Genomic DNA, 12,687 nt, shown 5'->3' with positions numbered 1-12,687 from the left:
CACCGTGACCGTCAACGAGCCTGTTCCGGACACCTTCGAGGACACTCCCGCCAAGGACCGGGACCCCGAGTGGTTCAAACGCGCCGTCTTCTACGAGGTCCTCGTCCGCTCCTTCCAGGACAGCAACGGCGACGGCATCGGCGACCTCAAAGGCCTCACCGCCAAACTCGACTACCTCCAATGGCTCGGCATCGACTGCCTCTGGCTCCCCCCCTTCTTCAAATCCCCCCTCCGCGACGGCGGCTACGACGTCTCCGACTACACCGCCGTCCTCCCCGAATTCGGCGACCTCGCCGACTTCGTCGAATTCGTCGACGCCGCCCACCAACGCGGCATGCGCGTCATCATCGACTTCGTCATGAACCACACCAGCGACCAACACCCCTGGTTCCAGGAGTCGAGAAACGACCCCGAAGGCCCCTACGGCGACTACTACGTCTGGGCCGACGACGACAAACAGTTCCAGGACGCCCGGATCATCTTCGTCGACACCGAGGCCTCCAACTGGACCTTCGACCCGGTCCGCAAGCAGTACTACTGGCACCGCTTCTTCTCCCACCAACCGGACCTCAACTACGAGAACCCGGCGGTCCAGGAGGAAATTCTCGCAGCTCTCCGATTCTGGCTGGACCTCGGTATCGACGGGTTCCGTCTGGACGCGGTGCCCTACCTCTACCAGGCCGAGGGCACCAACTGCGAGAACCTGCCCCGCACTCATGAATTCCTGAGGCGGGTCCGGCGCGAGATCGACGCGATGTATCCCGACACGGTGTTGCTGGCGGAGGCGAACCAGTGGCCCGAGGACGTCGTCGACTACTTCGGTGACTTCCAGAGCGGCGGCGACGAATGCCACATGGCATTCCACTTCCCCGTCATGCCCCGCATCTTCATGGCCGTCCGCCGCGAATCCCGCTACCCGGTCTCCGAAATCCTCGCCAAAACCCCCGCCATCCCCTCAAACTGCCAATGGGGCATCTTCCTGCGCAACCACGACGAGCTCACCCTCGAAATGGTCACCGACGAAGAACGCGACTACATGTGGGCCGAATACGCCAAAGACCCCCGCATGCGCGCCAACATCGGCATCCGACGCCGCCTGGCCCCCCTCCTCGACAACGACCGCAACCAGATCGAACTCTTCACCGCGCTGCTGCTGTCGCTCCCCGGGTCCCCGATCCTCTACTACGGCGACGAGATCGGCATGGGCGACAACATCTGGCTCGGCGACCGCGACGCCGTCCGCACCCCCATGCAATGGACCCCCGACCGCAACGCGGGCTTCTCCTCCTGCGACCCCGGCCGCCTCGTCCTGCCCACGATCATGGACCCCGTCTACGGCTACCAGGTCACCAACGTCGAAGCCTCCATGTCGTCCCCGTCCTCGCTCCTGCACTGGACCCGGCGCATGATCGAGATCCGCAAACAGAACCCCGCCTTCGGCCTCGGCTCCTACACCGAACTCCCCTCCTCCAACCCCGCCGTCATCGCCTTCCTGCGGGAGTACAAAGACGATCTCGTCCTGTGCGTCCACAACTTCTCCCGCTTCGCCCAGCCCACCGAACTCGACCTGCAGGCCTTCAACGGCACCCACCCCGTCGAACTCATCGGCGGAGTCCGCTTCCCCGCCATCGGCGAACTCCCCTACCTCCTCACCCTCGCAGGCCACGGCTTCTACTGGTTCCGGCTCACCCGATCCGCCCCGCGCACCGCCCGACGGCCGTGACCGTGTCCCCCGCGAAAGGAGCGTCACCATGCCGAAGACCGCGTCTCTTCGCCCGAGCCGGACGGCGGCCCTCGCCGAGCCGCTGAGCTCGCTCGGTGGACTGCTCCGCGAGTGGCTGCCGCAGCAGCGCTGGTTCGCGGGCAAGGACCGGCCTGTCACGGACCTGGACCTGCTGTCCGTGACGGAGCTGTTTCCGGGCTGCCTGCACCTTCTCGTCCGCACCGGCCACACGGCCGTCCCCGTCCCCGGCGGCCCTCCCCCGCCCGGCGACTGCTACCAACTGCTCCTCCGCGTCCGGGACCGCCCGTCGCCGCGCCTCGGCCGGGCTCTCATCGGCCGCGCGCACGAAGGGCCCTTGGCCGGTCTGCTGGTCTACGACGCCTTGCGGGACCCCCGGGCGGCGGAACTGCTGCTGGAGCGCCTCCGGCACCCCTGCACGTCCGGCCCCCTGCGCTTCGAGGCCGACCCCGCCGTCAGCGTGCCCGCCGGACTCGCCCCGCGTCTCCTCGACGTCGAACAGTCCAACTCCTCGCTCGTGTACGGCGACTCGTTCATCCTGAAGGTGCTCAGACGCGTCCAGCCCGGCGTCCACCCCGATCTGGAGGTGCCCGCCGCCCTCGCCCGACAGGGCTGCGCCCGGGTACCCGCACCGGCCGCCTGGTTCAGGACCGATCTGCCTCAGGACGCGACCCTCGGAGTGCTCCAGCCGTTCCTGCCCGGCGCCTTTGACGGCTGGACCCTCGCCCTGCGCGCTCTCGCCTCGGGGCACGCCTTCACGGACGAGGCCCACGAGTTGGGCCGCGCCACCGCCGATGTCCACCTGGCTCTCGCGACAGCCTTCCCGTGCGACACCCGCGGCGACCGGCACAGCAGGCGTACGGCGGCGGCGATGACCGACCGTCTCGATGCCGCCGTGCACTGCGTACCGGCGTTGCGGCCGTACGCCCGGGGGCTGCGAGCCGCGTTCGACACCCTGGCCGGGTTCGACGCCGGCCCGGCCGCGCAGCGCGTCCACGGTGATCTGCACCTCGGACAGGTGCTGCGCACGGGCGGTGCCGGCGGGGACTGGTACGTGATCGACTTCGAGGGCGAGCCCTCCCGCCCGCTCGCGGAACGGCGCAGCGCCCAGTCACCGGTGCGGGACATCGCCGGCATGCTGCGCTCCTTCGACTACGCCGCCCGCACCCGGCTGCCGTGGCACCCCGAGTGGGCCCGGCGCTGCCGGGACGCCTACTGCGCGGGGTACGCCGCCAGGGCCGGGTGGGACCCGCGCCACGACCCCGGGCTGCTGCGCGCGTACGAGACTGACCGCGCCGTGTACGAGGTCGTCTACGAGGCCAGGCACCGCCCGGACTGGCTCCCCGTTCCCATGGCGGCGATCGAACGACTCGCCGTCCGAGGAGGCTGACCGCTGTGGCCCTGCACGACCCCTCCCTCCCCGACACGCCCTCCCTGGGCAGGCCCGACGCCCTGTGGGATCCCGAAGACAGGCAGCGTCTGCTCGCCGGCACCCATCACGACCCGCACTCGGTCCTGGGCGCACATCCCCTGCCGGTCGGCGGGGTGGTCTTCCGTGCGCTGCGCCCGTTCGCGCGGGGTGTGAGCGTGCTCGTCGACGGGCGGCCGCACACGCTCGACGACGACGGTGACGGGTTCTTCAGCGCCGTACTCCCCTTCGGTCCCTCCCCCGCGCTTCCCGACCACACGCTGCTGGTGTCGTACGAGGGCGGTACGTCGGAGGTCGGGGATCCGTACCGTTTCCTGCCCTCGCTCGGTGAGCTGGATCTGCATCTCATCCGGGAGGGGCGGCACGAGGAGCTGTGGAAGGCGCTGGGTGCCGAACCGATGACCCATCAGGGCGTCGCCGGTACCCGCTTCACCGTCTGGGCGCCGAACGCGCAGGGGGTGAGGGTCGCCGGTGACTTCACCTGCTGGGACGGCACCGCCCACCCGATGCGCTCGCTCGGCGCCGCCGGGGTGTGGGAGCTGTTCGTGCCCGGTGTGGGTGAGGGCGAGCGGTACAAGTTCGAGGTCGTGGGTCGGAGCGGCGGCCGGGTCATGAAGGCGGACCCGATGGCCCGGCGCACCGAGGTGCCGCCCGCGACCGCGTCCGTCGTCACCGCCTCCCACTACGACTGGGGCGACGAGGAGTGGCTCGCACACCGGGCCGGTTCGCGCGTGCACGAGGAACCCTTCTCGGTGTACGAGGTCCATCTGCCGTCCTGGCGACCGGGACTGACGTACCGTCAACTGGCCGATGAACTCCCCGCGTACGTGGCCGACCTGGGCTTCACCCATGTACAGCTCATGCCGGTCGCCGAGCATCCCTTCGGCCCGTCCTGGGGGTATCAGGTCACCTCCTACTTCGCGCCGACCGCCCGGCTGGGTTCCCCCGACGACTTCCGGAATCTGGTCGACGCGCTGCACCGGGCCGGTGTCGGCGTCCTGTTGGACTGGGTGCCCGCGCACTTTCCCAAGGACGAGTGGGCGCTGGCCAGGTTCGACGGGGAACCCCTCTACGAGCCCGGTGACACACGGCGTGCCGAGCATCCGGACTGGGGGACGTACGAGTTCGACCTCGGGCGGACCGAGGTGCGCAACTTCCTGGTCGCCAACGCCGTGTACTGGTGCGAGGAGTTCCATCTCGACGGGCTGCGGGTGGACGCGGTCGCCTCGATGCTCTACCTCGACTACTCGCGCGATTCGGGGCAGTGGACGCCGAACGTGCACGGCGGGCGGGAGGATCTCGACGCGGTCGCCTTCCTCCAGGAGATGAACGCCACCCTGTACCGGAGGGTCCCGGGGGTCATGACGATCGCCGAGGAGTCGACCGCGTGGGACGGGGTGACCCGGCCCACCGACAGTGGCGGGCTCGGCTTCGGCCTGAAGTGGAACATGGGCTGGATGCACGACTCGCTCGGCTACGTCCAGCACGACCCGGTCCACCGCAAGCACCACCACCACGAGATGACGTTCTCCATGGTGTACGCGTACAGCGAGAACTACGTCCTGCCCATCTCCCACGACGAAGTCGTCCACGGCAAGCGGTCGTTGGTGTCGAAGATGCCTGGCGACTGGTGGCAGCAAAGGGCGAACGAACGGGCGTACCTGGCCTTCATGTGGTCCCACCCCGGCAAGCAACTCCTCTTCATGGGCCAGGAGTTCGCCCAGGGTTCCGAGTGGTCCGAGGCCGACGGGCCGGACTGGTGGCTGCTGGACCCGGAGTACGCGGCCGAGCCCGATCACCGGGGTGTCCGCGATCTCGTCCGCGATCTCAACACCCTCTACCGGCGCACCCCCGCGCTCTGGCAACGCGACACGGACCCCGCCGGATTCCGGTGGGTGGCCGGGGACGCCGCCGAGGACAACGTCTTCGCCTTCCTCCGCTACGACGCGGAAGGAGTGCCCTTGTTGGCCGTCAGCAACTTCTCGCCGGTGGTCCGCCACGAGTACCGTCTCGACGTCCCCGGCCCGGTCATCGCCTGGCAGGAGGTCCTCAACACGGATGCCGCCCGTTACGGAGGCGGTGACGTCCTCAACCCCGGGGCGGTGACGTGCAGGTCGTCGGGCGTCCGGCTGACCCTGCCACCACTCGCCACGGTATGGCTGACGCCGGCCCGAATGAGGTGAAGTGAGGTGAGGTGAGATGAGGTGCGGTCACGGAAGTTCTCTTCCGAAACCTCCAGAGGACAACGACTTCACAGTTCCCGACAACAAAGCCCGTGACCTGAGCTAGATTCGTTCACCGTCGATAACTCCACTCGTCGGCGCGGTCACAGTCAGTACGATCCAGGAGCAGCGCATGCGCGACTTCGCCCTCGCTCCCCCCACCTCCGCACCGTTGACGGGCGGACTCGCCGACAGCGTCTTCGACACGGCGATCCGGGAACCCGACATGGTGCAGCTCGCGCGTCGCATCGATCCGGCGAAGCAGCTCTGGACCAAGGTGACGGCCGCGGAACTGCGGGACGAGGTTGTCGATCTGGCCAAGGGGTTCTTCGCCTCCGGCATCTCGCCGGGCCACCGGGTGGCCATCATGGCCCGCACCCGTTACGAGTGGACGGTGCTCTGCTACGCGCTCTGGGCGGTGGGCGCCGAGGTCGTGCCGATCTATCCGACCTCCTCGCGCGACCAGGTCGCCTGGATCCTCGCGGACTCGCAGTGCAGCGCCGTCGTCGTCGAGGACGAACAGGGCCTCATGACCGTCGGATCGGTGTGCACCTCACTGCCCCTGCTGCGCAACGTGTGGCAGCTGGACGACGGAGCCCTCGCCCAACTCGTGGAGCTGGGCCGGTCGGTGGCGACGACCACGGTCGACTCGCTGCGCCGGATCGTACTGCCGGACTCGGCCGCGGTGATCGCCTACACGTCGGGCACGACCGGGCATCCGCGCGGCTGCGCCCTGAGTCACCGCAGTCTGGCCAGCCCCTGCGACACCCTGCTCGCGGGCTGGCGACACACGGCTGCGCCGCCCGGCGAACAGCCGAAGGTTCTCGCCTTCCTGCCCTTCTCGCACGTGTACGGCCTGATGATCCAGGGCCTGTGTCTGCGCGGCGGCCTCCTGATGGGCCACGAGCCCGACCTGAGCGCGGAGGCGCTGTCCTCGGCGATGCTCTCCTTCCGGCCGACGTACCTGTACGCGGTGCCTTCGGTGTTCGAGAAGATCTACAAGAACTTCCTGCGCGCCGCCCAGAGATCGGGCCGGGGCAGCCTGTTCGAGCGTGCCGTCGACACCGCCCGGGATTTCGCGACGGCCGTCGAACGGCAGCGACTGGGCACGGGCTCCGGACCTGGCCTCGACCTGCGGCTCCAACACGCCCTCTACGAGCGGACGGTGTACCGCAAACTCCGTGGCGCGCTGGGCGGACGGGTGTGCGGCGCGGTGTCGGGCGGCTCGCCCCTCAACCGTGAACTCGCCCTGTTCTACTCGGGGATCGGCATCCTCGTCCACGACGGCTACGGCCTCACCGAGACCTGCGGGGGCGTCACCGCGCAGCCCGTGGGCCAGGAGAAGTTCGGGACGGTCGGAAAGCCACTGCCCGGCACGGAGATCCGGGTCGCGGAGGACGGCGAGATCCTGGTGTACGGCGCCTCCGTCTTCCAGGGGTACGTGAACGACGAGGCCGGGAACCGGGCGGCGCTGCGCGGCGGTTGGCTGGCCACCGGGGACATCGGGCGGCTGGACAAGGAGGGGTATCTGACGATCACCGGGCGCAAGAAGGACATCATCATCACCAGCAGCGGCAAGAGCATCGCTCCCGCCGCCCTGGAGCATCGGCTGCGCATGCATCCGCTCGTGCACCAGGCGGTGATCGTGGGCGACAACCGGCCGTGCGTGGGGGCTCTGATCACCCTCGACCCGGAGTTCCTGGCCCACTGGCGGGCCTCGCTGGCCCTGCAGGACGACACGCCGCACCGCCAGGCGCGCGAGGAGAACGCCCTGCGGGAGGAGGTCGCCCGGGCCGTCGCCGCCGCCAACAGCTCGGTGTCGCGGTCCGAGTCGATCCGGGTCTTCCGGGTCCTCGCCGAACCCTTCGCGCTCAGCAACGGCATGCTGACCCCGTCGATGAAGCTGCGCCGGGACGCGATCGTGCGGCACTACGCCTTCGAGATCGACGCGATGTACCAGGCCAGGACGCGCTCGCCCCGGCCGAACGCGGCGGCGGACGAACTCGCGCACTGGGACGACTCGGACAACGTGTTCCGCTGATCGTGGGCCGCGTATGCGGGGCAGTTCTTGGTTGACGGTACGACGGACGGGCCCGCAGAGTGATCTCCGAATCGGCTCCCGTACGGATTGGACGATCCCCGTGACCAGTACCGCCGCACCGTGGTCGCACGCCCCCGTCAAGGTCGGGCTCGTCGGCGCCGGGCCCTGGGCGCAGTGGGTGTACGCACGCATGCTGGCCGCCGGGCCCGAGACCGAACTCGCCGGCGTCTGGGCGCGCCGCCCGGAGGCGGCCAAGGAGGCGGCGGCACCGTACGGCGCCCCGGTCGCGGCCCGGTTCGAGGAACTGCTCGACTCCTGCGAGGCGCTGGCGTTCGCCGTGCCGCCCGCCGTCCAGGCCGAGCTCGCCCTGCGCGCCGCGAAGGCGGGCAAGGCGCTGCTGCTGGAGAAGCCGATCGCGGAGGATCTCGGGGCGGCCCGGCTGCTGGTGGACGCGATCGACGAGGCCGGGGTCGTCTCCCAGGTGACCCTGACGAACCGCTACCACCCCGAGACGCGCCGGTTCCTGGCGGCGGCGCGTGAGGCGGACGTGTTCGGCGCTCGGGCGGCCTTTCTGAGCGGTGCCTTCCTCGGCGGCGCGTTCGCCAGCCCCTGGCGGCTGGAACAGGGCGCGCTGCTCGATCTGGGGCCGCACGTCCTCGACCTCCTCGACGCCGCCGTGGGGCCGATCACGCGGGTGCGCGGCACCGGGGATCCGCGCCGCTGGATCGAACTCACCTGCGAGCACGAGAACGGCGCGGTGAGCCAGGCCTCCCTGTCCGGTTCGGTGAACGTGACACAGGGCTCCGCCCGGGTCGAACTCTACGGATCCGGACCGGAGTTGGTGTTCGACAGCGCCGAACTCGACCACGAGGAGACCTGGCCGGTACTGCGCCGCGAGTTCGCGACCGCCGTACGCACCGGTGTCTCCGGTGAGCTCGACGCCCGTCGCGGCCTTCGTCTGCAGACGCTGATGGCCCAGGTGGCCGAGTGACGTGGATCACGCGCCGCTTCGGAGTCGATGCGGAACAACGCGGAGGGGCCGGCCGTTCTTGTCTACGTGGCTGCGGAGGGGACAGTGTCCCCGGGCCTCACCTATAGCCCATGGGGAAGATCGTTCGGCTGAAGCCCCATGGAGCCTTTCGCCGCGAGGCGACCGCCCTCCGCGTGCCACCACCTACGGCCCTGGCTGGTCTCCCCCGTCCAGCCAGGGCCTTTTTCTGTCAAAAAGCAGATTCTTGCCCGCCGCCGAGGTGCCCGGCGCGTCCGCAACGGCTCAAATGGGTGTAGGGGAAGCCGCCGAACCCTGACAGCGCGCTGCCGTGGCGGACGCCTTCCCTCCGGATCGCCGGTGAGGAGCCCTGCTCATGACCAAAGCGACAAAGCTGCTGACCGCCCTTCCCCCGCCACGCCGTGAGCGGCTGCTCGCGCTCGCGACGGAGGTGTCCTTTCCCGAGGACTTCAAGATCTTCGAGGCGGGCGGCACCGCCGACCGCTTCTGGGTCGTCCGCTCGGGCGCGGTCTCCCTGGTCCAGCAGGTGACGCCGGTGCAGCGGGTGACCGTGGCCGGGCTCGGGGCGGGCGATCTGCTCGGCTGGTCGTGGCTCTTCCCTCCCCACCAGTGGGACTTCGGCGCCGAGGCATTCAGTCCCGTACGCGCATACGAGTTCGACGCCGCGTCGGTGCTCGAACTCTGTGAGGAGGACCCGGCCCTCGGGCTGCAGCTGGTGCGGGTCATCGCCGAGATCCTCGCCCATCGGCTGGAGCTGACCCGGGGCAGGCTGATGGAGCAGTTCGCCCCGCACAGGCGTGGCTCCGGGTGACGAGTCCGGTCCGGGGCTCAGACGCGGTAGCGGCGCAGCGCCGGCATCGCGGCCGTCAGGGCCAGGGTGACGGCGACGACCAGGAGTCCGCCGCCGGCGACGGCCGTGCGGGGGCCCAGGGCTGATGCCGTGGTGCCGTGCAGCAGGTCGGCCAGTCGGGGACCGCCCACGACGACCACCGTGAAGACGCCCTGCATCCGGCCGCGCATCTCGTCGGTCGCCGCCGACAACAGGATCGCCACCCGGAAGACACTGGAAACCAGGTCGGCGACTCCGGCGACGGCCAGGAACGCCACCGCCACCCACAGGCTGGTGCTCAGTCCGAAGCCCGTGATCGACAGCCCCCAGGCGACGACCGCGCCGATCACCATCCAGCCGTGCCGGCGCGCCCGCGAGAACGTACCCGAGAACAGTCCGCCGAGCACCGCGCCCACGGGGATCGCCGCGAACAGCAGACCGAGGGCGAGCCCCTCCCCGTAGGGGGCGTACGTCTGGGCCGCCAGCTGCGGGAACAGGGCGCGGGGCATGCCGAAGACCATGGCGACGATGTCCGCGAGGAAGGAGAGCAGGAGCACCTTGTGCAGGGCGATGTAGCGGAAGCCGGCCACGATCTCCTGTGCGCCCGCCTTCCGGGAGGCCGCCGGCCCCGGCGGCAGCGCGGGCAGCCGGACGACGGACCACAGGGTGACGCACAGGGCGAGCGCGTCGAGCAGATACAGCTCGGCGAGACCGACGACGGGTATCAGGGCCCCGGCGAGCAGCGGTCCCGCGACCAGGCCGGTCTGCATGACGGTCGTCCCGAGGGCGTTGGCCGCGGCGAACTCCTCCTCGGGGACCAGCTGGGCGACGACGGCGCTTCGGGCCGGTGAGTTCAGGCCGAAGAACGCCTGCTGGAGGGCGAGCAGAAGCATCAGGGTCGTCACCGAGTCGAGGCCGACGAGGGCCTGGATCCAGAACAGCAGCGAGGTGACGGCGATGCCGGTGTTGGTGATCAGCAGCAGCTTGCGGCGGTCCATGCTGTCGGCGATCGCGCCGCCCCACAGGGCGAACACGACCAGGGGCACGAGCCCGGCCAGGCTCGCGTAGCCGACCCAGGCGGAGGAGCCGGTGATGTCGTAGATCTGCTTGGGCACGGCGACCGCGGTGAGCTGGCTGCCGACGGCGGTGACGGCGGTCGAGGACCACAGGCGGCGGTAGGCGGGGCGGCGCAGGGGCCGGGTGTCCATGGCCCAGCGGCGCCCGGCCGGGCGGGGTTCGTCCGGGGGCACGGTCGGCTGGGGGTCAGAGTCCTTGCCGGTGCTGCTGTCGCTGGGGTCCACAGGTGTCCTGGTTGCTCGGTACATCCAATCGGCTCAGCTTTCAATATCACAAGTACTGCCGGGGCCCTTTCCGGCGAGCGTCCGTGCCGCACTGTCCAGCAGCATGTCGAGGGCCGTCGGATAGGCGCTGGCGACCATCCGGGCGGCCAGCAGCGGGGCCGCTTCGGCGATGCGGGGGTGGGTGGTGCGGGGCAGCCGGGCGTAGGTCGAGCGCCACATGTCCTCGTCGGCGGTGAGGCTGGCGCGCGGCAGAGCCAGGGAGGCGGCGTCGAGGGCGGCGAAGGCCAGCGTCTGGTCGATGAAGGCGTGGTAGATCCGTACCGTCTCCGGCAGCGGGAAACCGGCCGTGCGCAGGACGTCGAGGATGGCCTCGTCGGCGGCCAACTCGTTGGCGCGGCCCGTGACACGGCTGGCGGTCAGCACGGCCGCCTGCGGATGGGCGACGTACACGGCATGGACGCGCAGCCCGATGGCGCGCAGGTCCGCCGACCAGTCCCCCGTGGGCCGCCAGCCGTGCAGCGCCTGGCCGATGAGGGCGTCGCCGATGGCGAGGGTCAGCTCGTCCATGCCCCGGAAGTAGCGGTAGAGGGTGCTCGGGTCGGCGTCCAGGGCGAGGCCCAGGCGGCGGGCGGTGAGGCCGGCGCTGCCGTGTTCACGGAGCATGCGCAGGGCGGTGGCGACGATCAGCCGCTCGGACAGCACGGTGCCGCCCCTGGTGGGACGACGGCGCCGACGCTTCTCCTCCGGCACGACCTGCTTGGGCACAGCGCGCCTCCCTGTTCCCTCTCTTATGCCAACGCCATTGACCTTAGACGACGGCACAGCGTTGGATCGGGCGGACAACGGGTCCGAACCTTCGCGAACAGGGAGATTTGCCATGCGTGTGCTGCTCGTCGGAGCCGGCGGTGTAGGGACCGCCATCACCCGGATCGCCGCCCGGCGCTCCTTCTTCGACCGGATGGTCGTCGCCGACTACGACCCGGCGCGGGCCGAGGCCGCGGTCGCGGCGCTCGATGCCGGGGAGCGGTTCGTGGCGGAGCGGGTCGACGCGTCCGACGAGAGTGCGGTGACGGAACTGCTGACCCGGCACGGGTGCGACGTGCTGCTCAACGCGACCGACCCGCGCTTCGTGATGCCGCTGTTCCGCGCGGCCCGTGCAGCCGGGGTGACCTATCTCGACATGGCGATGTCCCTGTCGCGGCCACACCCCGAGCGCCCGCACGAGGTGTGTGGGGTAAAGCTCGGCGACGAACAGTTCGCTGCGGCGGACGAGTGGGCGAAGGCCGGCGCGCTGGCCCTGGTCGGCATGGGTGTGGAGCCGGGCATGTCCGATGTGTTCGCCCGGTACGCGGCCGACGAGCTCTTCGACGAGATCGAGGAGATCGGTATCCGCGACGGAGCGAACCTCACCGTCGACGGCTACGACTTCGCGCCGTCCTTCAGCATCTGGACGACGATCGAGGAGTGCCTCAACCCGCCGGTCGTCTACGAGTCCGGCCGGGGCTGGTTCACCACACCGCCGTTCAGCGAGCCGGAGGTGTTCGACTTCCCGGAGGGCATCGGCCCGGTGGAGTGCGTGAACGTCGAGCACGAGGAGGTGCTGCTGGTGCCGCGCTGGATCGACGCGCGCCGCGTCACCTTCAAGTACGGCCTGGGCGAGGAGTTCGTCCAGACCCTCAGGACGCTCCATCTGCTCGGTCTGGACCGCACCGACCCCGTGACCGTCCCGAGCGCCGCCGGACCCGTCTCGGTGTCGCCCCGGGACGTCGTCGCCGCCTGTCTGCCCGACCCGGCGACTCTGGGCGACCGTATGCACGGCAAGACGTGCGCGGGGACCTGGGTCAAGGGCACGAAGGACGGGGCGCCGCGCGAGGTGTACCTGTACCACGTGGTCGACAACCAGTGGTCCATGGCGGAGTACGGTTCCCAGGCGGTGGTGTGGCAGACGGCGATCAATCCGGTCGTCGCCCTGGAACTCGTCGCCACCGGCGCCTGGTCCGGCTCGGGTGTCCTCGGCCCGGAGGCGTTCCCGGCGCGCCCCTTCCTCGACCTGCTGACGGCGTACGGCTCGCCGTGGGGCATGCGCGAACTGTGAGGTGGCCTCCCCGGGCCGGA

The 12,687-nt window shown here is 70.2% G+C and carries 9 protein-coding genes; 7 read left to right on the top strand and 2 right to left on the bottom strand.

Going from position 1 to position 12,687, the window contains the following annotated elements; translation table 11 throughout:
* Nucleotides 1-4: 4 nt before the first annotated feature.
* The 6 genes from treS (at nucleotide 5) to OG241_RS48775 (ending at nucleotide 9,253) form a co-directional block, all read left to right on the top strand.
* Nucleotides 5-1,723 carry a maltose alpha-D-glucosyltransferase gene (treS, locus tag OG241_RS48800; protein WP_405825489.1) on the top strand — a complete coding sequence of 573 codons (1,719 nt, stop codon included), beginning with the start codon at nucleotides 5-7 and terminating at the stop codon, nucleotides 1,721-1,723.
* Between the two features lie 28 nt (nucleotides 1,724-1,751).
* Nucleotides 1,752-3,131, top strand: coding sequence for a maltokinase N-terminal cap-like domain-containing protein (locus tag OG241_RS48795; RefSeq protein ID WP_405825487.1), 1,380 nt, complete (start codon nucleotides 1,752-1,754; stop codon nucleotides 3,129-3,131).
* Nucleotides 3,132-3,136: 5 nt separating this feature from the next.
* The gene (gene glgB / locus OG241_RS48790) at nucleotides 3,137-5,353 is read left to right on the top strand and encodes a 1,4-alpha-glucan branching protein GlgB (RefSeq protein WP_405825485.1); all 2,217 of its coding nucleotides are present in this window, start codon (nucleotides 3,137-3,139) and stop codon (nucleotides 5,351-5,353) included.
* 172 nt (nucleotides 5,354-5,525) lie between these two features.
* The gene (locus tag OG241_RS48785; RefSeq protein ID WP_405825483.1) at nucleotides 5,526-7,433 is read left to right on the top strand and encodes an AMP-dependent synthetase/ligase; all 1,908 of its coding nucleotides are present in this window, start codon (nucleotides 5,526-5,528) and stop codon (nucleotides 7,431-7,433) included.
* 100 nt (nucleotides 7,434-7,533) lie between these two features.
* Complete coding sequence (locus tag OG241_RS48780; protein ID WP_405825481.1) at nucleotides 7,534-8,424, top strand: Gfo/Idh/MocA family protein; 891 nt, start codon at nucleotides 7,534-7,536, stop codon at nucleotides 8,422-8,424.
* Nucleotides 8,425-8,797: 373 nt separating this feature from the next.
* The gene (locus OG241_RS48775) at nucleotides 8,798-9,253 is read left to right on the top strand and encodes a Crp/Fnr family transcriptional regulator (RefSeq protein ID WP_405825479.1); all 456 of its coding nucleotides are present in this window, start codon (nucleotides 8,798-8,800) and stop codon (nucleotides 9,251-9,253) included.
* 17 nt (nucleotides 9,254-9,270) lie between these two features.
* On the opposite strand, the gene OG241_RS48770 is transcribed toward OG241_RS48775, so the two are convergent.
* Both OG241_RS48770 and OG241_RS48765 read right to left on the bottom strand, forming a co-directional pair.
* On the bottom strand, nucleotides 9,271-10,596 hold the full coding sequence (locus tag OG241_RS48770; RefSeq protein ID WP_405825478.1) for an MFS transporter: 1,326 nt from the start codon (nucleotides 10,594-10,596) through the stop codon (nucleotides 9,271-9,273).
* A gap of 9 nt (nucleotides 10,597-10,605) precedes the next feature.
* Nucleotides 10,606-11,337 (bottom strand): TetR/AcrR family transcriptional regulator, encoded by a 732-nt coding sequence (locus OG241_RS48765; protein ID WP_405825477.1) that lies wholly within the window; start codon nucleotides 11,335-11,337, stop codon nucleotides 10,606-10,608.
* A 112-nt stretch (nucleotides 11,338-11,449) separates the two neighbouring features.
* Between OG241_RS48765 and OG241_RS48760 the strand changes: the two genes are divergently transcribed.
* On the top strand, nucleotides 11,450-12,667 hold the full coding sequence (locus OG241_RS48760; protein ID WP_405825475.1) for a saccharopine dehydrogenase family protein: 1,218 nt from the start codon (nucleotides 11,450-11,452) through the stop codon (nucleotides 12,665-12,667).
* Nucleotides 12,668-12,687: the final 20 nt, after the last annotated feature.

It is taken from the genome of Streptomyces sp. NBC_01390 (assembly GCF_045040105.1).
Lineage (GTDB): Bacteria > Actinomycetota > Actinomycetes > Streptomycetales > Streptomycetaceae > Streptomyces.
Note: the sequence above shows the minus strand (reverse complement) of the source record. Positions and strands in the feature narration are given on the sequence as shown.

Bases quoted from the DNA above. Each gene is read 5' to 3' on its own strand.
- OG241_RS48795 (WP_405825487.1), top strand. From the start codon at position 1,752: ATGCCGAAGACCGCGTCTCTTCGCCCGAGCCGGACGGCGGCCCTCGCC.
- OG241_RS48785 (WP_405825483.1), top strand. From the start codon at position 5,526: ATGCGCGACTTCGCCCTCGCTCCCCCCACCTCCGCACCGTTGACGGGC.
- OG241_RS48775 (WP_405825479.1), top strand. From the start codon at position 8,798: ATGACCAAAGCGACAAAGCTGCTGACCGCCCTTCCCCCGCCACGCCGT.
- OG241_RS48770 (WP_405825478.1), bottom strand. From the start codon at position 10,596: ATGTACCGAGCAACCAGGACACCTGTGGACCCCAGCGACAGCAGCACC.
- OG241_RS48760 (WP_405825475.1), top strand. From the start codon at position 11,450: ATGCGTGTGCTGCTCGTCGGAGCCGGCGGTGTAGGGACCGCCATCACC.